Source organism: Candidatus Palauibacter sp. (genome assembly GCF_965237495.1).
Taxonomy (GTDB): domain Bacteria; phylum Gemmatimonadota; class Gemmatimonadetes; order Palauibacterales; family Palauibacteraceae; genus Palauibacter.
Map to the genome: position 1 here is coordinate 4,003,036 of NZ_OZ250143.1, position 20,095 is coordinate 4,023,130.

Sequence of the window (20,095 nt, forward strand, 5' to 3'; positions counted from 1 at the left end):
ACTACCCCTCCCTTTGATCATGGGCCTCGTGGGAGCCCAGAGACTCATGGAGAAGGGAGTCGAGAAGGTGACTGCGGGTGCCATCCGTGGCAGCAAGGCCAGCCTCCATCCGCTCGCAGAGCGCCATGACTGCATCGACCTTGGCGACGATCCGGTGCTGCTCGGCGAGGGGCGGAAGGGGGATCGGCAAGGCTCGAAGAATAGCCTGATTGATCTTCGGCATGGTCTTCTGCGCCCCAGTCGCGTTTTCCGAAAAGTAGCTCCTAGCCGCCGGAGACAGACAGAAAATATGAGCAAATCTCAAGTTCACTTCTGGAGAGAGCCTCACACGTATCATCAAGTCTGGGAAAATGAACGCCCCCGGCGGACCATCATAGATGGCGGCCATGCCAACGTACTCGGGGGTATTACCGCGCTGGAACAAGAGGTCGTTGGGTTGAAGCCAGTAGTCCGAATCTGGCCCGATGTCCGCGTCAACTCGCTTGAAGTGCGATCCGTCAAAGATGCCGCTCGTCGTGGCGGTAAGGGTAACCGCCCGTGGTGCATCCTCTCGTGCTGACGGGCGCGGAGACAGTCCGTTCCGGGGGCCAGCAACGATTGCCTGTCCTAGTGACGCCCAAGTCCAGCTGGACGGCAGTGGATACATGCCATCAATAGCTTTCAACCCGCTCTCTGACCGCTGCGAGGACGGATGCGCAGACGTAATCCGCGCGTGGACATCTCGACCAGAGCCCTCCTGCGGATCCTGCGCCGCCAGCTTCCCCCGCACGGCGAGGCTGAGAATGGTCTGCCTTAGGAGCTTGACCTGATCGGCCCGCGCGGTCAGCGCGGGTACGGCATTGACGGCGAACTGCGCGTGCGACCGAAACGTCCGAGCGTCCGTGTCGGTTGCGGTCAGGCGGGCCAGACTGGCCCTAGACAGCCGGTCGCGGGTGTCCTCGCGCGCGTTGCGGGTTTCCTCCAACCGGTCGCAGAGCACCATGAGTTCATCGACCTTGGCGACGATGCGGCGCTGCTCGGCGAGGGGCGGTAGGGGGAAGGGTGAACTCGTGAAATACTCGGTAGGCACGCGCTTCTGGCCCGCCGTGCCGGTCATTCTCAGGATGCCTGTCTCGATGAAGTGGGAGCACTTCAAGAACAGCACGATGTAGTCGGCCGTCACGAATAGTGGGCGGACGACATGCAGTTCCGTAGTCCCGCTTCCGACGCCTCCTGTCAGGTTCCGAAAGACCGTGGACTTACCGTTCTCGAAACACGGTGTGATCTTGGCGAGCCCAACATCGCCTTCGGCGAAGTGGGTATAGCCCTTCCTGATATCCGCCCATGGGCGTGTCTCGTGCTGGTGGCCAGCGCCGTATTCGGCAGAGATTAGTCTCATGGGAACGAAGGACGCCTTGTGGTCGTCCGGCGCTTCGTTGCGTGGGCTGACCACGCCAAGCTGTGCGATCTGCGCCCACTCCCACCCCGTTGGAAGAGAGAAGGGGAATCCATTCTCATCCAGCGGCGCAAAGACTCCTGGCTTCCTAATCTCACGCGCCTTCAACAGGCGCGCCTTTTCGGCGGCGATCCGCTTCAGTAGTTCCGACGCCGGTTCGTCGGCTGGATCCTGCTCCACGAGCTTTCCCCGCACGGAAAGGTCCAGCACGAACCGTCGGAGGCGGTCAACGGCGTCCGGTGCGTCCGCCACGCGGTCGTAGAGGGCGAACAGGCGATCGGCGTTCACCGCAACAGCGCCTCGGTGAGGATCCGCTTCAACTGATCTCGGACCGATACCATTTCGGCTTCAGCGCTGTTCAGTCTCTCCAGAAGCGTCTCGGGGTCGCCAAGATCCTCTTCCTCAGTATGAGGATTCTTGATGTCGAGGTTGTAGCCGCGCGCCTTGATATCGTCGGCGCTCGCCCTCCAGGCGCGATCACCCTCTTCCCGGCCCGTGCGCTCCGCTCCGCCCCACCAGTCAGCGCAGTCGTCGAAATGCTCCACCCGGATGGGCCGGGTCATGGAATAGGCCTTTCGGCCTTCCGGCACGAGATGCTCCCAGAACCAAACACCCCTTGTCGCCTCGCCCTTCTCGAAGAACAGCAGGTTGGTCCCGATCGAGGCGTAGGGGCGGAACACGGAGTTCGGCAGGCGCACGATGGTGTGAAGGTTGCACTCCTCCATCAGGTGCTCCTTGAGCCGGGTCTTGACACCCTCGCCGAACAGGGAGCCGTCCGGCAGGACGACGGCGGCCCGGCCCCCGGGCTTGAGTAGCCGGATAATCAGGGCCAGGAACAGATCAGCCGTCTCACGCGTCCGGAAGTGCTGCGGAAAGTTCGATTCGATGCCGTCCTCCTCCTTGCCCCCGAACGGCGGATTGGTCAGCACGATGTCCACGCGGTCGTCCCGGCCCCAGGAGATGTAGGGCCGCGCCAGCGTGTTGTCGTGGCGCAGGAAGGACGGGTCCTCGATGCCGTGCAGAAGCATGTTCGTGACGGCAAGCATGTGGGGAAGCGGCTTCTTCTCGACAGCCCGCAACGAGGCCTGCATTCTCGTCTCGTCCTTGGGGCGTTTCACATGATGTTCGATCATGTGGCGGATGGCGCAGGTGAGGAAGCCGCCGGTGCCGCACGCCGGATCGAGCAGGGTCTCGCCCGGCTTGGGGTCGATCATCCGGACCATGAACGAGGTCACGGCGCGCGGCGTGTAGTATTCGCCCGCGTTGCCGGCCGATTGCAGGTCGTTGAGCAGCTGTTCGTAGATGTCGCCGAAGTGCCGTCGGTCGGCGAGGTTGTTGAAGTCGATGCCGTTGATCTTGTTGACGACCTGCCGCAGCAGGTGGCCGGACTTCATGTAGTTGTAGGCGTCCTCGAACACGTCTCGCACGACGCCGGCGCGGGGACCGGCCCGGACCGGGAGTTCCTTCAGCTGCGGGAATAGATCGCCGTTGACGAAGTCGACCAGTTCATCGCCCGTGATGCCTTCCGGATCGGCAGCCCAGTTCCGCCACCGCAGAGGGGCGGGGACCGGCGAGCGGTAGCCGTCCTTGAAGGTTTCGAGCTCTTGGTCCTGGTCGTCGATGATCTTGAGGAGGAACATCCAGCACAGCTGGCTGATGCGCTGGGCGTCGCCGTCCACGCCCACGTCTTGGCGCATGATGTTCTGAATGGACTTGACGAGGGTGCCGACGGACATTTCTCAGGCGCTCTCCCGGTAGAGTTCGGATTGAAGATCGTGCACGGCCCGCTCGAAACCGGGCTTCCCACCGAAAGCCCGAACAAGTTCGAGCGGCGTGCCGAGGCTGTCGAGAGGTGGGATCCTGAGCACCTTGGCGTCGCCGAGATCAAGTACGCCATCGTCGGCGTACTTGTCGAGTAGCGCGCCCAGCACGGCGCGGGCTTGGCCACCATACTTGGTGAACACGTCCCGTTTCTTGACGCTCTCCGCCCGCTCGCGCCGGGTCAGCGGTTTGGCGTCGAACGCGACGTGACAGACGAGATCGAAGGGGTCGAGATCCTTGCCCAACTCCTCGACGATAACAGCCAGCGGAAGGCCTTCCGCCGTCATCCCGTCAATGATCGCCTGCTTCTGATCGGCGGCATTCCAACGGTTCAGGAAGTCGTCGAGGCTCGCGAAGCGCCTGCGCAGGACCTTCCTCGTAAAGTCGCGTAGCGACTCGGTGATGAGCTTGCCGCGCCCGTCGAGGTACTCCACGCGCTCGGCGACGATGGTCGCTTCGATGCCGTCGACGTAGATCTTCTTTCGCGGCCCCGGCCCGGGGGGCGGTGGCGGATCCCATCCGTCGTCAATGATCTCGCCGGCGTCGGGGCCGTCCGGGCCGGGCGGTGGAGGATCGGGCGGAGTGATGGGATCGTCTTCCCCCGGCTCGTAGATCTGGACCGGCTCGCCGTCGAACTCCGGGTCAGCGAAGTGACCGGTCGCACCCCGGAAGTCGATGAGCGTGAAGTAGAACTTCCCCTTGTCCTCGTGTACGCGGGTGCCGCGACCGACGATCTGCTTGAACTCGGTCATCGACCCCACGGCGCGGTCGAGCACGATCAGCCGACAGGTCTGGACATCGACGCCGGTGGACAGCAGCCGCGATGTGGTGACGAGGACGGGGTATTTCGAATCCGGGTCGATGAAGTTCCCGAGTTCGGCCTTTCCGGCCTCGTCCCCGCCCGTTATCCGCATGACGTAGCGCGAGTTGCCTTCGACGAGATCCGAGTTCTCGTTGACCAGCGCCTGGCGCATCCGGGCGGCGTGCTCCTGATCGACGCAGAAGACGATCGCCTTCTGAAAGCGGTCGCCGCTCTCCCTCAGGAACGCACTGACCTTCTCCGCCACCCGCTTCGTCCGCCCGTCGATGACCAGCGTGCGGTCGAAGTCCCTGAGGTTGTAGACGCGGTCCTCAACGACATCGCCGACACGGTCCCGCTGGCCCTTCTCCGGACGGTAGCCCGCGATGTCTCGGTCGATATGGACCTTGACCACCTTGTAAGGCGCCAGAAAACCGTCGCGGATGCCCTGCTTCAACGAGTAGGAGAAGACGGGCTCCCCGAAGTAGTTGATGTTGGAGACGTACTTCGTCTCCTTGGGCGTGGCCGTGAGGCCGATCTGGGTCGCGGAGGAGAAGTGATCGAGGATCTCGCGCCACGCGGAATCGGCGGCCGCGCTGCCCCGGTGGCACTCGTCGATCACGATGAGATCGAAGAACCCCGGCGAGAGCTTCCGGTAGGCCTTGTGATGCTCCTCCGGCCCCGTGATCGCCTGGTAGAGGCCGAGATAGACCTCGTAGGAGGAGTCGATGCTGCGCGACAGCTTGGTCATCGCGCCGCCGAACGGACGGAAGTCGTTCACCATCGTCTGGTCGATGAGCACATTGCGGTCGGCGAGGAACAGGATGCGTTTCTTCCGCCGCGCCTTCCACAGCCGCCAGATGATCTGGAAGGCCGTGTACGTCTTGCCCGTGCCCGTGGCCATGACGAGAAGGATGCGGTCCTGCCCCTTGGCGATGGCCTCGATCGCCGCGTTGACGGCGTTGACCTGATAGTAGCGCGGCGTCTTGCCGCCGCCGTCCTCGAAATAGTCCTGGAGGACGATCTCCTCGGCTTCGGGCGTCAGGCCCTTCCAAAACCGGTAGCGCGCCCACAGATCGGCCGGAGACGGAAACGCGTCCAGCGGCAGGTCCGTCTCGCGGGGGTTGCTGCCTCCCGTGCGGTCGTGGAACACGAAGCCGTCGCCGTTCGAGGAAAACGCGAAGGGGATGTTCAGGGTCTCGGCATAGTCCAGCGCCTGCTGCATGCCGTCGCCAACGCCGTGGGTGTTGTCCTTCGCCTCGATCACGGCGACCGGAATGTTCGGCTTGAACTCGAGGATGTAGTCGGCGCGCTTGCGCCTGCCGCGCGCGACCAGCTTGCCCCGCACGATGATGCGGCCAGCGGTGAACGTCACCTCCTCGCGAAGCTGCGACATTTCGTCCCATCCGGCCCCGCGCAGGGCGGGTGCGATGAACTTCGTGCAGATGTCGCGTTCCGAGAGGCTCCGCTTGTCCATCCGGCTCAGCGGCCTCCCGTCCTGTTCCGCTTCATTTCCGTTCCTCCGCTTCCGGTCGCCTCCCAAGCTCGTCGAGCGCCTTCAGCCGCTCGTACTCCTCCACCGAGACCACCACGACGACCGGACGCCCATACTTGGCGACCGTGACGGGCGCGGCGCGCGCGAGGTCGATCAATCGACCGAAGCCATACTTCGCGTCCTTGGCGCTCAACGTCCGCATGTGATTCCTCCGACTGGTGGCAATCACTAAGTCTTGGCCAATTTGGCCGACCCGCGCAAGCCGGACGGCAACCCCAAGACCCTCGCTGGAGGAGGCTCCACGGGGGTCGCTCGGCAAGCCGTTGGCGACGGCATCCGATGGCTCTGACACGTCCTGACACGTCCTGACACAATGGGACATTTCCCACGGGTTGACTTCCTTGCAAACGGCTTCTCACCGTTCATGGCATGAGTATGCTGGAGCAGCAGTTCAACTCGGCGGCGCGCGGAGCCATCGTCGGCCTGAGCGGACGCGAATGGGCGCGCCCGAGACTCGGCTGGACCGGACGCCGGGCCGAGTGGATCACGCCGGTCTGCCTGTCCGGTGGGGTGTTCACCCGCGCACGGTGGGCGCAGTTCATGGACGCCCGCGCCGAACAGTTGCGGCGCGGCGGGCCCGTTGATCGCGCGGGGGTCTGCCGCCGAGGTCATCCGCTGGGGCGGGGGAGCACGTCGAAGGGGCCGATGCGGCGCGTTGAGCCGGAGCGTCCGCGGCTGCTGCCGACCGGCTTGTTGGACGCCGCTAAGGCCGGGGAGCCAGCCTACTCCTTGGGGCCACGCTTCGCGGGTCCCCGGCGGAGGCTGGCGGGGGGCCGTGCCCCCTCTGACCCCGCAACGGCAACGGCGCGCGTCGGACGCGCCGGTCCGCGGGAGCGTGCCGAGTGGCACGCCAAAGCGCGCTTCTCGGGCCTGACGCTGGCGGATCTGGTGCGCCCCGCCGTCCACGGCCTCGGCCGCCGTTACGCGGACGGCGGGGATGACCGTGCGGCGCTTACCCGCTCGACCTCCTCGACCGGGCGTCAGCGGCTGTCGTACTCAGGGTTGAGGGCCTTGAGCACGACCCTTCGGGCAGCTCGTCGAGCGCACGGACGCGCTCCCGACCGCGCCCGCGGAAGCAATGATCGACGGCTTCACGGTGTGGCGGTCTCGCCGCCTTTCGGGGGGCTTGTTTTGACCGCCGGATGCGGGTGGTGGCGGCGATTCCTGCGTGTCCGGTTCACTTTGGGGGTCGCCGGACACGAAATCGCCGTTCGACCGGACACGGCCCCGGCCGTCCATGTCGCTGGCGCTCTTTCGGTTGCGCCACGGCCGGCGGAGCGCTGATGCCGGTGCGCGCTCCTTGGACGTGGATGGGAGCGACCCCTCATCTCGGCATGCCTCGATCGGTGCCGGGGAGGAAGGGCCGGACAGCCCCATCCTCCCCGGCGCTGCGGGGTCGCTCCCATCCAGCAGTCCCGCGCGGCAAGGCCACGGCGAGCCGTGACGGGGCGCGTCCCGGTCTTGCGCGGCGATGCCGAGCAGCCCGACGGCCAGCCAGTCGGCCAACGGATCCTCCGCCGCCTCGGAGCGGCGCTCGACACCCTTCCGGGACGGATCGCTGGTGCGCTAGCGACCCGAAGGGGGTGGGGGCAGGGGTGCGCAAGCACACCCGGCCCCGAACCCGTACCAGGCCCTCGGACTGGGGGGTCGCTACCGTCACGGCCGGTGCCGCTCGTGCGGCGCCGGCCGACCTCCCCGCGCAGGCGAACGACGTTGGCGCGCCAGCGGATACGCGCCGGTTCCCGTGCGCATCGCCGAAGCGCCGAAGTGCGCATCGGACCCCCGCGTCGTTTGCGCGCTCCAGTACGGCTCTAAGCCGGAGCGCCGGGGCTACCGTCCAGAGCCCACCTCCGGCGAGTAGCACCTCTTGTCCGATGCTGCCGCCGTGCTCCGCTCACACTTGGGGATGCCACGCCGGCCTCCAAGCAGAAACAGCATTCCCTAGCCGGCTCGGACGACGGCGGGCAAGCCGGACTCGCAACGGCTGGTCGCCAGCACCATACGGCATCACTGGCAACCGAGTCTTCGTCGGGCGAGGCTGTCAACCTAGGAGTCATCCTGTACTCCTCGCCGATTCGCTGGGTGCCATACGCGGTCCTCGCAAGCCTTCCACGCAGCTTCCTCCACGGCCAGGAAGGAGTGGTGGGTTTGCGGATCGAGCAGGATGCGTTGCCGTTCATCGTCCCGCACCACCCGGCCATCAGGCCACAGAACCCGCCCCGGGACCGGCTCGGGCACCGAGCACCGCCGGAGCCAGCTTCCGCCACCGCTCACCTGCCGCCCTCGCTCCGGCTTCGGGCGTTCGGGCTCGGCTCCCACGCCCAGATCCAGTTGGACGGCGAATTGGTCTCGCCGTTTCCGGGTCATTTGCGTCTGTGTCCCTGGGCGCCCGGCGAAACCGCCGACTGTCGTCTCGGTAGATGCGGGGAAAGCATGGAACGCCCGCCGTGTTCCCGGACATTCTCCGCCTTGGTGCCGGTTGGATGCATCACAGCCGTACTTCTCCCGTTTCGCGCGGCTGGGGTTGCGACGTACCGCCTGTCCATGTCGCTCCCTAGCGTATGCTCCACCTGTGCGGGCCGCCATTTATCCCGTGTAGCCCGCCGCCCCACCGATGACTGCGCACGTAGCGCCGGAAATACCGAGCCGTACGGCCTCCACGCGCGTGCGTTGGGACCGACCGAGGTCGGCGCAGAGGCGGGCACGATGGTCGCACCCTCGCCGATGCCTCCAACAGGTCCCGACCGAGCGGTATCTCGACGTGCATCCGGTCGCCATTGTCCGAATCGGAGAGCGCGACCCGTTTGGTGGCGTTGCCCCACGTGATTCTGCCACCGTCGAGGTCGTCGGGTAACCCCCTCAGGCCGTTCGCTACCGGCGGTTCCGCAGCCTCCCGCTCACCACAGACCACCGCAGCTCCGACCTCGTTTATCGTCGCCGGTCGGGAACTGTCAGCGTTATTGCGTGAACACTCCCCACCGCATCGGACACGTCGAACGGGAAGCAATCCATCTCCAGATCATGATCCCCGGCGAACCTGAACCGGACTGGTTCGCGAAATCCTGCCGTTCTTGGGTAAACGAGAACCACGCGTCGCAAGCCGTACGTCCTCCCATAGGCGAAGAGCTGGTACGCATCATCCTGGCTCACGCCATAGTTCCGCGCGCTTGGGTCGAGGCGCTTCCACTTGGCATCCAAGATGAACCGGACCTGACCGCGTTCCATCAGGACGATATCGCTTGAGCCAGAAAGCGGGCTTGTTCGCCCCGTCCGTGGCCAGATGCCGCATCGGCCCTTGAGCGCGCACGGCGAAACGCTGCTGGTGTCGGCGGACGGCGGCGGTGATGAAGTCCTCGAACACCTCTTCCATCGGAAACAGCAGAGCACGGCTGACGTGCGGGCCGGAAAAGGTGGCGAGGCCGTGACCGAAGAGAAACAACCCGACCCACGGCATCACGGTGTCGTAGTGCCGCATTGATCGGTCCACACGATGCCGCGCCCAGTCGTCGTCGATGTTGGTTGACGTGGGTACGTCGGAGAAGACGATGCGCAACTGGTGAACGCGCTGTCGGTTTGCGGGATGACGCACGACAGCCGTGAGCCGCCGTAACGCCAGGTGGATCAGCCGGTTGGCGGGCCGGTCCGCCGTGAACTCGTCGTAGCCGACGTAGAACCGCGAGCGGTCGACGAGATTCTCGCGGACGTGCTGCGGGAACAGGATCCGCCCCCGAAGGCGGGGAAGGTTCGCCTCTCGCGTCCGGTACGCCCGGGCGAGGCCGCGCCGGGTCAGCAGGACGACGCTCGTCAGGAAGAGATGGACGAACGCCTCGAACATGTCGAACCGGCGGATTGCACGGATGCTGGCGCCGTCGAGCTGCGCCTGTCCGAGACCGCGCCAGTCCCGAAGCATGGTCAGGAAGACGCGCCGCGTGTCCTCTTCCCCGCCGGTTGAAAGATCGATCTTCGGCAGGATTTCGATCACGGTTCCCCGGCGCGTTTCGATGATCCCGACGTAGTTCTGCGCATAGAGACGGCCGTTCCTGATCACGAAGACCCGCGGCTGTTGGCCCCCTTCGCCGGTCGGCTGTGCGAGGGCGAATCTCATCAGGTCGCGCTCGTCGTCCTCATGCAGACCGGTGAGCGGCTCGTGCTCGCGAACGACCAATGCGTGGGACGGGGTGCGGCGCGGATGTCCCGCCAGCGCGTTAGCCGGCACGGTCAGTCCGCCTGCACCGGATCGTCGTCATCCAGGCTCACCTTCCCATAGATCTTCCGGTACGCGTTCGTGTCGGTCCACCGGTCGTCGGCGGCGGGCGCCAGGTCGTACACGCTCCGGTCTGCATCCACCAGATTCAGTCGGACCAGTTCCTCCGGCGGATTCGACTTCCGGACGAACCCGTTGTTGTTCAGAACCGCGCTGATCTGATGCTCTTGCCCAATTGGGCTGCCAGCACTGGCGGAACGGCGTTGCCTACTTGCGTGAATTGCCGAGCGGACGGCCCACAAAACACGAAATCATCGGGGAACGACTGGAGCCGCGCGCATTCTCGCGCACTCAATGTCCGAGGCACTTCCGGGTGTAAATGAGAACGACCGCCCCCTTTCGTTCCCCCCGCGATGACGGTTTTAGCCGGTACCGTTGGGTCCAGCCTGTCTACACGGCCCAACTGCTCTCGCTTTCCGTATTGTACCTTCATATACCGAAGTACTGAACTCGCCAGATGCTTCCGCGTCTCACTATTCGGCAGCCCCTCGGTTCCCCGGATTGGCAGAACGCTGCCCGCTCCAACGTGCGTCTCGTGCGGTGGTGGAGGCCGGAGGCCCCCGCGTCCACGGTGCCCCGCAAGAAACAGTCTTGTCCGGTGCTGGGGCACTCCATAATTAGCGGCGTCAAGAATCCACGGCTCATCCACGTTGTAGCCATTCCCTCGCAGGTGCTCCATCGCGAACGCGAGTTGAACGCCATCGTCCACGTCTCGCAGTCCAAGTACATTCTCAACCAGAAAGGCTCTAGGTTGGAACGCAACCACCAATCTGATGAACGCAGACAACAGGCTACCATTCTCGGGATGCTCGAAACCCACCCTCTTGAAGTTAGTGCCAGACTTGGCAAACCGCTGTTGCGCCCGGGCGGCGCGCAAGGCCGCGACCACCTCGGCACTGAGCTTGTGCGGCCGCCGCGGTCCGGGCCGCTCCGGCAACAGCGCCGGTAGCCCGCCCGCCTCGTAGGCACGTTGTGCCAAGTAAAACGTAGGGCGGGACAACCCGAATCGGGCGGCGCTGCCGCTGACGGACTCGCCGTCCTCGCGCACACGGCGCAGCATCTCGTACTTGACCTGCACGAGATCGCGGGGATCGAAGAAGGCGTTGTCCAGGAACCGGGGCTCGCGCACGCGCTCGGGGCGGGGGTTGAGGCAGCCGTGTTCGCGCAGGGTGCGCGTCTTGTCGTCGATGGGGCGACCCGTCATGAAGACATCTCCAGCGATGCGTGGGACAGACTGTCAACATAATTATGACTAGATATGAACCGGTGTCAAGGCGGACACCGCATGCCCTCGACTCAATAACGCCCATCTCGCACGCATGTCGGTCCGATATGAAGCTGACGTTGGGCACATCAGAACAGGCTGTATCGATGAACCGGCTAAAATCATGCTTACACATTAGGCATAATCTCCTTTACAGCACCCCCGCCCAACATGTCCGCCAACTCCAGCAAATCCTCGACTCGGAACGCCGAACGGCCCGCCGCCACCTCCACGAACGGATCCTCGACCGCGACACTGGTCCAACCCACCGGAATGTGCGCCAGCACGCCGCCTTCGCCCATGTAGTACACTCGCTCGATTCCCCAGCAAAGCTTCGTCTGGATCAGCTCGAACTCGCGGTCCCGCAGCGGATGAAAGGGATGCGTCACCCGGAAGGTTCGACCCGCTTGCGCCGCTTCGGGTGCAGTCGACGACTCAGTCCAAGGAGAAGGTGGAGCGTCCGAATCGGCTACATCCGGAAGAGCTTCTTCCACGGCCGGGAGTTCGTCTCCGACGCCGACCTCAACGCGCGGGCCCGGCGCTGGATCGACGGGGAGGCGAACGTGCGGATCCACGGCACGCTGAAGGAGCGGCCCGCCGACCGCTTCGAGCCGGAGCGGCCCTACCTCACGCCTCTGGCCGCGCAGCCCTACCGGTCGCTGGCCGCGCCGCCGGAGCCGGAGGTCTCCACTACCCGTGAGGCGACACCGCCGAAGATCGTCGAGGTCGAGCGCCGTCCGCTGGCCGAGTACGCGAAGATCGCAGGCGGGGTGTCGTGAAGCGGCCCTCGCGCCGCGAGCGGATCGCGGCCCAGCTCGCCGACCTCAAGCTGCCTGGCGCCCTGGAGGCGCTCGACGGCGTCCTGGCGGGCGTGGATGGCGGCGGGACGACGGCCGCCGAGGCCATCGAGCAGCTCCTCGCCGCCCAGATCACGCCGCGCAACAGCCGCCGGCTCGCCACCGCCATGCGCGCCAGCCGGCTCCCCGCGCTCAAGACGCTGGCCGACTTCGACTTCAGCTTCCAGCCCTCGATCAAGCGCGAGCAGATCGACGCCCTGCACGAACTCGGCTTCGTCGAACGCAAGGAGAACGTCGTCTTCCTCGGCCCGCCCGGCGTCGGCAAGACCCACCTGGCGATCTCCCTCGCCATCGCCGCCGCCGAGAGCGGCCGCCGGGTCTACTACGGCACCCTGGCCGGACTCATCGACTCCCTCGAGGAGGCCCGAACCGCCGGCAACCTCAACCGGCGCCTCAAGACCCTCTCCCACCCGGCCCTGTTGATCGTCAACGAGATCGGGTACCTGCCGGTCACCGAGAGCGGAGCCACCCTCTTCTTCCAGCTCGTCAACCGCCGCTACGAGCACGCCTCGACCGTGCTCACCTCCAACAAGGGGTTCGAGGAGTGGGGCCGGATCCTCGGTGACGAGGTCATGGCCGCCGCCCTGCTCGACCGGCTCCTGCACCGCTGCCACATCGTCAACATCCGCGGCAACAGTTACCGCATGCGCCGCCACGCCGATCTCTCCAAAGCCATCCACCCCGGCGCCGCCCGCGACATCTCCCCGCCTGGAGCGACCGCCTCATGACCGCCGCACCCCTCCGCGCCGGGCTCCCCCGAGGTGGGACATTTTCCATGGCCACAAGTGGGATATTTTCGATGGCCATTGACACATCATTCCCCAGCCCTCGGAAGTACGGCATTCACTCTAAGCGTGTCTGTATCTGATCTCGGATCCAAGCGGTCGTAGATGAGCGCCGGAATGCTATCCATCGAAACCGGTAGCAGCCCCGAATCCTCAGGAGGGAGGAAGGTCAGAAACACACAGCCCGGCCAAGTGCCACCGGACATCCCGATTCTAACCCTCACCACATAACTGCCATTCGAGATCGTCCTTGTGGCCGGGATCCAGGCACTCGGGTTTTCGCATCGCTTGGCGCCGTCCCTTCTTATGCGACCCTCGATCGTCACGCCGCCAATCGAACGGCCATCAACATCCGTCACCACACCGGCGATATGGAGTTCGCTCTGGCCATGTGGCAACTCCGGGGAGGGAGGAGGAGAAGAAACCGAATCCGTACAGCAGCCAACGACAACAAGACAAGTGACAAGAGCGCTCTGCCCATTACTCATATCTTCTCCTCCTTCTCCTTGCGCCGCCTCCCCTAGTTCCCGCCTCCGTACAGATTCGTCAACCAGAGGGTCCGTATATCCGTCTCGTCCCAATCGTGATCGGACTGATTCTCTTGCGTCGGATGGGGATCGCGTGTCGAGAAATAGTCGTCCCCTCCCGTTATCACGCCATCAACTTCCGCCTCGAGGCACCAGATGAGATGATCTATCCCACCCGGACGCACCATAACGTTACCCTCTCTGACGCGGCAGGTTCCCATAACCTCATAGAGATCCTGACCGCTCAAGTCGATGTCGTCATGATCTTCGTTCGCCGAATCCAGAACATCGAAGAAGAATGCGGCGACCGTTCCTTCGTCGATACTCCCATCCTCATCGGCATCGTAATAGTGATTGGATTCAATGAGTTGTTCAGTGAGGCGCGGTTCAGGTGCGATGCTACCGGCATAAATGGTGGCTTGCGTCACCATCCCATAGTAATTTGCCCATCCTTCGTTGTAAGCGCACCCGAGATCCGTTAACACATCGGGTTCGTGATCTTCGCACAGGGAGGAATCATACGACGCAATCCCTCCCAGCAACTCATGATGCATGGCGTGACCATACTCGTGCGCAACGACAAAGATCCCGTATCCGCCCCAGATGCAGACCCAATCGTCATTCTCGATGAGCCGAATGGCATCGTCACCGGTCTGAAAGACGCACCCCGATTCGTTGGGGGGATTCACCCTGAAGGTGATAACTGACCGGGCCGGGAACAGCAGCTCGGAATCTCGTATGGAATGCCACGAGGTCACCCAGACGCGACCCTCGATAGACGGAAGTTGATACTCCACTTCTTCGCCACAGTCGCCATAACCGAATTCGAAGCTGTTGTCCGACCGGGGGACGATTCGTGCCTTGGAATCGCTGAAGGTTGCGGTTCCTTCGCCTCTAGCACCATAGACGGGGCAGCTTACTGAAATCGTGCCCTGAGAATCGGCAAACCCACTACCGGAGTCCTCGAATCCGGATGGTGCGTCAACGATCTCGTACTCATACCGCACGCCTGGTAGTGATCTGGTCTCGTTAAGATCTTCATCGTAGTAAACAAAAGTTATGCAGACTTCGTCCGATCCACACGAAGATGCCTTGGAGAAACCTCGGGACTGGGCGAGGATCCCCTCCCCGGCGTGATCGGGCTTGGGTTGTCCGGTATCGACCTTACGGAAGGGGCCGGGCTGGGGATGGAACCCGTCGGGGACCAATTCCGGATCAAACCCATCGAGAACGCGTCCGCCTCCCTCATCTACTAGAATCCAAACAGTCTTGTGCGTGCCCGCTCTAACACGATCCATTGTGCCATCGGGCCGGGCTTTCCCGGATCGCGCGCTAGCAAAGACGCGGTATATTCCAGAGCTCGGAACAGAAAAGCTCGTCGTCTGGGTGACCTCCCCGCCAACTGTGAAACCCTGACTTGCTTCAAGCTTAGCCGGGACTTCCCGCCCAACGGACACTGTGTAGTCGCTACCCCAATCAGACCACTTTGCGTACTCGACCTCTGGCAGCGTGACCCGCAGATCGGCATCTGTCGTAGCGTAGTTGGCCGTATAGGTTACGGTTAGATCGATCTGCTGGTCTGGTTTGAGCGATCCAGCTACGTCAATCGCAATACCGAACCAAGTCCGAGCGGCCATGTCTTGCGTGGGCGTCTCAGGTTGGTCAGTGGAGGCCTTTGCCGGCCTGATTCGGTGCTCGAACTGCTGCTGCGAGAAGCGAGGTGCTCCTTCGGTATCCGGTCCCTCCACATCCGAGCAGGCGCCGAGCGCCAGCCCTGCCACCAGAACGATTGAGCGTTTCATCCTGACCTCCTCAACGTGGGGTGAACTTCCGCTGCGCACCCGTGGCAGTGCGGCCGGCGGGCGTGGTTCTCGTTGACGGTGAGATCCGACCCCTTTGGGCTGCAGCCCAAGGGGTCAAGCACGCCTAGGCTTTCCTGACTCGCGTGGCGAGAAACGGCGGGAGCATGAGCGTTGCCTTTAGCTCGTGACTCCCGCGACTCTAACGCTTGCGAACCGTCGGAGGTGAGGGAAGAGACGAAATCGAGGAATCTGGGACGAAACCGAGCGAATGGGGACGATCATGAAGGACGCCTGTACGGCGACACGGGCTGATCCGAGCGAGGAGGGTTCGTGTCGGCTCTCAGCCCGGCGCCATTGAGCAAGGGTTGTACGTATTGCGAGACGAACGACGCGAGCAGGATATCGGGTCCGACGATTTCCAACTCCCTCAAGGTACAGCCCGGCCACTTTCGGCATTTTCGATTCAGTGTCGCGCGAGCGAATCCAAGCTGCCCGGCTACGTTCTCCCAGCTCGATCCGGCAAGACGTAGCTGTTGGGCCCTGAGCAGCACTAGGCCGCCGAGGAACCGACTCAGGGTCGTCGCACCCGTGGCGTGTCTCCTGAACTGCTGGGACAGCGTGGCGGGCGAACAACGCACGGCGTGGGCAAGCTCGCCGAGGTTGCGTACGGGGTTGCTTCTCGCTGTGTGGATGCTGTGGGTCAGGGCTGCACGGAGGGAAGGAGGCAGGGTCGATTGCCGGAAGACGTCGGCCAACTGAGAAAGTGCAGTGGCATGGCACGCCTTTTCGACGTGGGATTGGAGTTTGGCTTGCACCTCGTCGAACCAAACGATAGCGGAGACCCTCACGCCACTCAACAAACCGGCGACGTTCGTGTCGCGATCCGTTACGAGGATGACCGGGATCAGCGGCAGCTTACGCCCCATTTCCTCAAGCAGGCGAACTCGGTTGGGCAGAAGTCCCCTCCTGTAGCCGACTATCATACAGTCGACGCGGCCATCGTCTACCGGTAGTTCGTTAGTACCGTTGCCGATCTGAACATCACCGCCAACGGCTCGCCGAATGCGCTCGGCGTCTCCGGCCGTACCTGCCACGATATGAATCATTCCGACGCGTACCTTCCCACGAGTATTCTGTCGCCGAACAGGGTCGCCGCCAAACACCTCGCTCAAGGGGGTCGAGGAGGGGCCCACTACCGGCGGCGGAGGAGTGCCGCCTACTCGGCGCCCGCTGTTCTCCGTCAGCTCATGCGTTGTCCAAGGTGGCGGGCAAATTCAGTGACGGCCTTGGTCAACTGACGAGTCCAATCGGTCCTGTTGCTCCAGAGAAGAAACTGCTCAGCCCGCGTTGAAAGTTCGGAACCTGGGACGTGAACGCATCGACTTCGGCTTCATCGATGCCTTCGGCGAGCCGACGGACCGTTGCCGCCATCTCATGCTTCAGAGCTGGAGGCGCCGACTCGTAGAGCTCGACGAAGGTCAGTTTGATCGCGAGCCAGTCCACCCAGTCCGCGAAGGTGATCGTCGTCGTCATCGCCCGGGCTCCGGCAGCCGGAAGCGCGCGACCCACGGCTCGGGATCGGGGCCGCTCGCGTAGAGCCAGGTGTCGGAGGCGTCCACGGTCATCGCCTCGGCGGCCCGGGCGAGGTGGACCGTCTTCACGTAGGCACCGTCCCAGGTGTAGATCTGCACTTCGCGGGTGGCCCACGGCGTGTCGGGCCCATCCACGCTTCCGCCGGAGAAGAGGCCGTACAGGTAGCCTTCCGTGGCGACGAGATCGGTGAACCCGTAGCGCGTCTCCGGTCCCAGCGACATGACGGCCCTCCCACCCCGCGATCGTCCCTGCCTCCACACCGGCGGAAACGGATCGGGCACGGCGGCCTGGGCGATCGGAGCCCCGTCGTAGTCGAGGATCTCGAGCAACCCCCCGAGGAGCGTGCCCGCCGCGAGGCGACCCCCGGCCGGGTCCGCGACCACCCGGCTCTCGTACGCCTGGAGGAGCGTCATCCCCGGCGCTTCGACCCCGGGCGGAAAACCAAGGATCGTGCGGTCGTAGCTTAGGTCCGCCCGGTATCGGGCCACCCGGCCTCCGGTGATCCAGCCACCGGCGAACCATCGTCCGTCGGGAGCCCGCACGAGGGACCCGGCGTTGGGACCAGCCATCTGCGACGTCTCGAGGGACACGACGGATCCCGCTTCCACCTCATCTAGGGACAGCCGGGTCAGGCGCTGGTGGACGCCGTCCAGGATCCACACCTCGTCGGGCGAGCCACCGGCCACGGGCACGATCTGCTCGGGGTCCTTGAACTCCCCCGGCCCGTCGCCGCGGCCGCCATAGGAACCCAGGCGTTCCAGCGTCTCGAGGTCGAAGACATGGACGCTCGGGTCGAGAAGCGCGTCGATCCCGACGAGACGGTCATCCGCCAGCGCCAGATCCACGACCCAGCCCAGGGCATCGTCCGTGTATGCCGCCTCGGGGACGAGGGGCGCCACGGCCGGGGCCGCGCGACCCTCGTCGCCCGTTCGGGAGACCAGCCCGCACAAACAGATCGTGACCGAGACGACGACGCCGACGGTCCACTTGGTCAAGGCAGCGCTCATTCCGCGAGAGGCTCGTCGCACCGCGGCTTGAGGTTTGGGAACTGCATGTCCGGACAGAAGCAGTCCGCCAGCGACAACCTCCCACAACCTGCTTCCGCGCATGCGACGGTCGACCACTGCACACCAAGGGGTGCGTCGGCCGTTGTCGTGACGGGCGTGGCTGCGGCGGTGAGCGCGATCACGGCTGCTGTCAGGAGACGCCTTGTAGTCATGTGTTTGGTTCCTTTCGTTTGAGTCCGGCATCGGAGGACGCGACTTCTTGCGTCGAAAGCACGAACGAAATGCGGAGGGCCGCTTCCACGTCCTCCCCGCGGTGACGGAGTCTGCCGCTTGAGTCGAGCACGAAGTACTGGAGCTCGCGCCATGCGCCTAGACTATCCCACACGTCGTATCCCACATCGCGATAGAAGCCTGAGGCGAAACCCGACCAGTCTTGTGCTCCGGGGCTTGGGCGTTCCGCTATCGAGAGCGTCTGTATGCCTGCGGCACGCAGTCCTTCGGAATTCAGATCAAGGAGCGTCACGGCGTCCTCCGGTACGAAATCGGGCCGAAAAGCGTGAACCACCAAGACGGATCTCCCGCCAACAAAGTCCCGGAGCGTCGTCTCTTCTCCGCTTGCGGATCGCAGGCGTGCCGTGAGATCCACATGTTCATCGAGCATCGTCGACATGACGCGCCCGCGCATGGTTTCTCGCGCTACAGCCAGTTGCGCTTCCGAAGGTTCCGGGAGACCCAACCCGTCGCGATTCGGGCTGGGTCTCGGGGTCACGATCAGGTCCACCAGCGAGAGGGCCAAGAGTTCGGCGGCGCGACGTTCAGAACCGGCCGCGCTGTGGATCTCGGCCGCCTCGCGGAAGACCTCGGGGCTCCACGTCTGCCCGACGGACCGCTCCGCCGCGTCGATGGCACGGGTAGGTTGCCCGCGCGCGAGGAGGAGACGGGCGAGGTAGAGGTGGAGTCGCGCACGATGTCGTGCGGCTTCGCCTCGGAAATTCTGACGCGACTGATCGAGCGGGCGCTCGGGTCCGAGTTCATCCCGGCTGTCGGCGAGCCGGCCGAGGATCCATGCTTCGGCCAGTGGCTGTAGGGCCGGCACGGCCATCATGTCCCCGGCAAGTTCCGTGTCGTAGCTGAGGTCCCGGAACACCGAGGCTGATGCGTGCCGGTCCAGCCATTTCCTGGTGAGGGTGGGATCCGCGAGTTCGATGGAGAAGCGGAGCCCGACCTGGGCGCTCGTTGGCGCTCCCGTCACGGCCCAGATGGCCTCAAGCTCCTCCAGCTTCCTACGAGTCGTCGCCGGGGAACGGGCGATCGATTGCTGGCGCACGAGCGCCGCCGCCCCATGTCGCGGGTACCGGCCAACTAGCTGGTCCGACCAGTGACTCGCGAGGTCGGGCCGGTCGAGAAGCGCCGCGTACCGGTGGAGAGCGTCGAGCTCCACCGGCCCCGGATTCCCTTCCCGGGAGGCGCGGTCCAGTTCCGCGAGCCGCGCGGCGTGTTGCCGGAGGAACGCCTCCCGCGATTCGGGCGGGACCGCGCCCTGCGCGAACAGCATCTGCCGGACCCAGAACTCGGGCTGCGCGGGGAACTGCAGGGCGGCTTCCTCAGCGACCGCGGCAGCGCGTGCGACACTCAGGTCCGAGACCCCCAGGAGCTGGTGGCGGCGCGCGGCCAGCGTCGGGCGGCCCTCGGCATCCGTTTCGAGGTATTCCCAGAAGCTGCCGAAGTCGCTGTCAATGTAGTTGCCGGCCAGATCCTCGACGACGGCGACCGCGTATGCGGTGCCGGGCGGCAGGCCAACGGTGCCGGTGAAGAGGCCGGGTGCCTCACGCGAGAGTTCGACCACGCCGTAGCTTGATTCGGTCTGCGCGAAGCGGAGTGAGTCGGGTACCCAGTAGCGCAGTCTGGCGCGGAGGGCTGGTTCCGCAGCGAGCGGCGAGACCGTCTCGTAGGTGAACGCCAGCGCCGCTGGTGCCTCCCATTCCAGGCTGAGTGTGCTCGATCCGGCCATGGCCCGGTCTGGTCGAACGGTCAAAGCGAACATGGCCGCAATTAGCGCCAATAGACAGGCCCCGGCCGAGAGGATCCGGACTCGGGAAAACGCCACAACCTCCCTCCGCGGCGCGGCGAGTGAGATCACCGCCGCGGCCTTCGGTTTATCAGGGAACAGTTCGGTGAAGAGTTCATCGGGCGGCTTCGGCGTCGGCACGTCGCGGATGGCCGCACTCAGCGCCCGAATGAGTTGAACCTCCCGGCGACAGGCGGTACAGGAGTGAAGGTGCGACCGGACTCGGTCGGCCGAATGCGCCGGCAACTCGCCGTCGGCGAACCGGTTCAGGGTCCATTCATCGATGTGCTCTTCGTGCGTGTCTCGTTCCATCCTATG

The 20,095-nt window shown here is 64.6% G+C and carries 16 protein-coding genes; 2 read left to right on the forward strand and 14 right to left on the reverse strand.

Features of this window, described 5'->3' with window-relative positions; genetic code table 11:
- Position 1: 1 nt before the first annotated feature.
- From ACPXY0_RS17575 to ACPXY0_RS17615, 9 genes are all read right to left on the reverse strand, one after another.
- On the reverse strand, positions 2-1,723 hold the full coding sequence (locus ACPXY0_RS17575) for a restriction endonuclease subunit S (RefSeq protein ID WP_423926818.1): 1,722 nt from the start codon (positions 1,721-1,723) through the stop codon (positions 2-4).
- The gene (locus ACPXY0_RS17580; protein WP_423926820.1) at positions 1,720-3,171 is read right to left on the reverse strand and encodes a type I restriction-modification system subunit M; all 1,452 of its coding nucleotides are present in this window, start codon (positions 3,169-3,171) and stop codon (positions 1,720-1,722) included. Before ACPXY0_RS17580 ends, ACPXY0_RS17575 begins: the two co-directional genes overlap by 4 nt.
- Positions 3,172-3,174: 3 nt before the next feature.
- Entirely contained in the window at positions 3,175-5,532 is a 2,358-nt protein-coding gene (gene hsdR / locus ACPXY0_RS17585; RefSeq protein ID WP_423926822.1) for an EcoAI/FtnUII family type I restriction enzme subunit R, read from the reverse strand.
- Between the two features lie 31 nt (positions 5,533-5,563).
- The gene (locus ACPXY0_RS17590; protein WP_423926824.1) at positions 5,564-5,752 is read right to left on the reverse strand and encodes a type II toxin-antitoxin system prevent-host-death family antitoxin; all 189 of its coding nucleotides are present in this window, start codon (positions 5,750-5,752) and stop codon (positions 5,564-5,566) included.
- A 2,786-nt stretch (positions 5,753-8,538) separates the two neighbouring features.
- Positions 8,539-8,835 (reverse strand): 5-methylcytosine restriction system specificity protein McrC, encoded by a 297-nt coding sequence (locus ACPXY0_RS17595; RefSeq protein ID WP_423926826.1) that lies wholly within the window; start codon positions 8,833-8,835, stop codon positions 8,539-8,541.
- Positions 8,747-9,826, reverse strand: coding sequence for an McrC family protein (locus ACPXY0_RS17600; protein ID WP_423926828.1), 1,080 nt, complete (start codon positions 9,824-9,826; stop codon positions 8,747-8,749). The genes ACPXY0_RS17595 and ACPXY0_RS17600 overlap by 89 nt, the downstream gene beginning before the upstream one ends.
- A gap of 2 nt (positions 9,827-9,828) precedes the next feature.
- Positions 9,829-9,957, reverse strand: coding sequence for a hypothetical protein (locus ACPXY0_RS17605; protein ID WP_423926830.1), 129 nt, complete (start codon positions 9,955-9,957; stop codon positions 9,829-9,831).
- A gap of 59 nt (positions 9,958-10,016) precedes the next feature.
- The gene (locus ACPXY0_RS17610; protein WP_423926832.1) at positions 10,017-11,078 is read right to left on the reverse strand and encodes a DNA cytosine methyltransferase; all 1,062 of its coding nucleotides are present in this window, start codon (positions 11,076-11,078) and stop codon (positions 10,017-10,019) included.
- 188 nt (positions 11,079-11,266) lie between these two features.
- A complete protein-coding gene (locus ACPXY0_RS17615; protein WP_419935249.1) occupies positions 11,267-11,527 on the reverse strand; it encodes a DUF5372 family protein in 261 nt (86 codons plus the stop codon).
- Between ACPXY0_RS17615 and ACPXY0_RS17620 the strand changes: the two genes are divergently transcribed.
- Together ACPXY0_RS17620 and istB are read left to right on the forward strand one after the other, a co-directional pair.
- The gene (locus ACPXY0_RS17620; protein ID WP_423926835.1) at positions 11,519-11,917 is read left to right on the forward strand and encodes a hypothetical protein; all 399 of its coding nucleotides are present in this window, start codon (positions 11,519-11,521) and stop codon (positions 11,915-11,917) included. The two genes, ACPXY0_RS17615 and ACPXY0_RS17620, sit on opposite strands and share 9 nt — an antisense overlap.
- A complete protein-coding gene (gene istB / locus ACPXY0_RS17625) occupies positions 11,914-12,723 on the forward strand; it encodes an IS21-like element helper ATPase IstB (RefSeq protein ID WP_423926837.1) in 810 nt (269 codons plus the stop codon). The genes ACPXY0_RS17620 and istB overlap by 4 nt, the downstream gene beginning before the upstream one ends.
- A 577-nt stretch (positions 12,724-13,300) precedes the next feature.
- Here the strand turns inward: istB and ACPXY0_RS17630 are convergent.
- From ACPXY0_RS17630 to ACPXY0_RS17650, 5 genes are all read right to left on the reverse strand, one after another.
- Positions 13,301-15,109, reverse strand: a complete 1,809-nt coding sequence (locus ACPXY0_RS17630; protein WP_423926839.1) for a hypothetical protein — start codon at positions 15,107-15,109, stop codon at positions 13,301-13,303.
- Between the two features lie 278 nt (positions 15,110-15,387).
- Entirely contained in the window at positions 15,388-16,215 is an 828-nt protein-coding gene (locus ACPXY0_RS17635; RefSeq protein WP_423926841.1) for a hypothetical protein, read from the reverse strand.
- Positions 16,216-16,399: 184 nt separating this feature from the next.
- A complete protein-coding gene (locus ACPXY0_RS17640) occupies positions 16,400-16,642 on the reverse strand; it encodes a hypothetical protein (protein ID WP_423926843.1) in 243 nt (80 codons plus the stop codon).
- Entirely contained in the window at positions 16,639-17,709 is a 1,071-nt protein-coding gene (locus ACPXY0_RS17645) for a BF3164 family lipoprotein (RefSeq protein WP_423926845.1), read from the reverse strand. The genes ACPXY0_RS17640 and ACPXY0_RS17645 overlap by 4 nt, the downstream gene beginning before the upstream one ends.
- Before the next feature lie 208 nt (positions 17,710-17,917).
- Complete coding sequence (locus ACPXY0_RS17650; protein WP_423926847.1) at positions 17,918-20,089, reverse strand: anti-sigma factor family protein; 2,172 nt, start codon at positions 20,087-20,089, stop codon at positions 17,918-17,920.
- Positions 20,090-20,095 lie beyond the last annotated feature (6 nt).

Excerpts from the sequence above, each read along its gene's own strand:
- ACPXY0_RS17590 (WP_423926824.1), bottom strand. The coding sequence starts at position 5,752 with ATGCGGACGTTGAGCGCCAAGGACGCGAAGTATGGCTTCGGTCGATTG.
- ACPXY0_RS17650 (WP_423926847.1), bottom strand. The coding sequence starts at position 20,089 with ATGGAACGAGACACGCACGAAGAGCACATCGATGAATGGACCCTGAAC.
- ACPXY0_RS17630 (WP_423926839.1), bottom strand. The coding sequence starts at position 15,109 with ATGAAACGCTCAATCGTTCTGGTGGCAGGGCTGGCGCTCGGCGCCTGC.
- ACPXY0_RS17610 (WP_423926832.1), bottom strand. The coding sequence starts at position 11,078 with ATGACGGGTCGCCCCATCGACGACAAGACGCGCACCCTGCGCGAACAC.
- ACPXY0_RS17580 (WP_423926820.1), bottom strand. The coding sequence starts at position 3,171 with ATGTCCGTCGGCACCCTCGTCAAGTCCATTCAGAACATCATGCGCCAA.
- ACPXY0_RS17640 (WP_423926843.1), bottom strand. The coding sequence starts at position 16,642 with ATGACGACGACGATCACCTTCGCGGACTGGGTGGACTGGCTCGCGATC.
- ACPXY0_RS17645 (WP_423926845.1), bottom strand. The coding sequence starts at position 17,709 with ATGAGCGCTGCCTTGACCAAGTGGACCGTCGGCGTCGTCGTCTCGGTC.
- ACPXY0_RS17620 (WP_423926835.1), top strand. The coding sequence starts at position 11,519 with ATGCGTCACCCGGAAGGTTCGACCCGCTTGCGCCGCTTCGGGTGCAGT.
- ACPXY0_RS17595 (WP_423926826.1), bottom strand. The coding sequence starts at position 8,835 with ATGGAACGCGGTCAGGTCCGGTTCATCTTGGATGCCAAGTGGAAGCGC.
- ACPXY0_RS17635 (WP_423926841.1), bottom strand. The coding sequence starts at position 16,215 with ATGATTCATATCGTGGCAGGTACGGCCGGAGACGCCGAGCGCATTCGG.
- hsdR (WP_423926822.1), bottom strand. The coding sequence starts at position 5,532 with ATGGACAAGCGGAGCCTCTCGGAACGCGACATCTGCACGAAGTTCATC.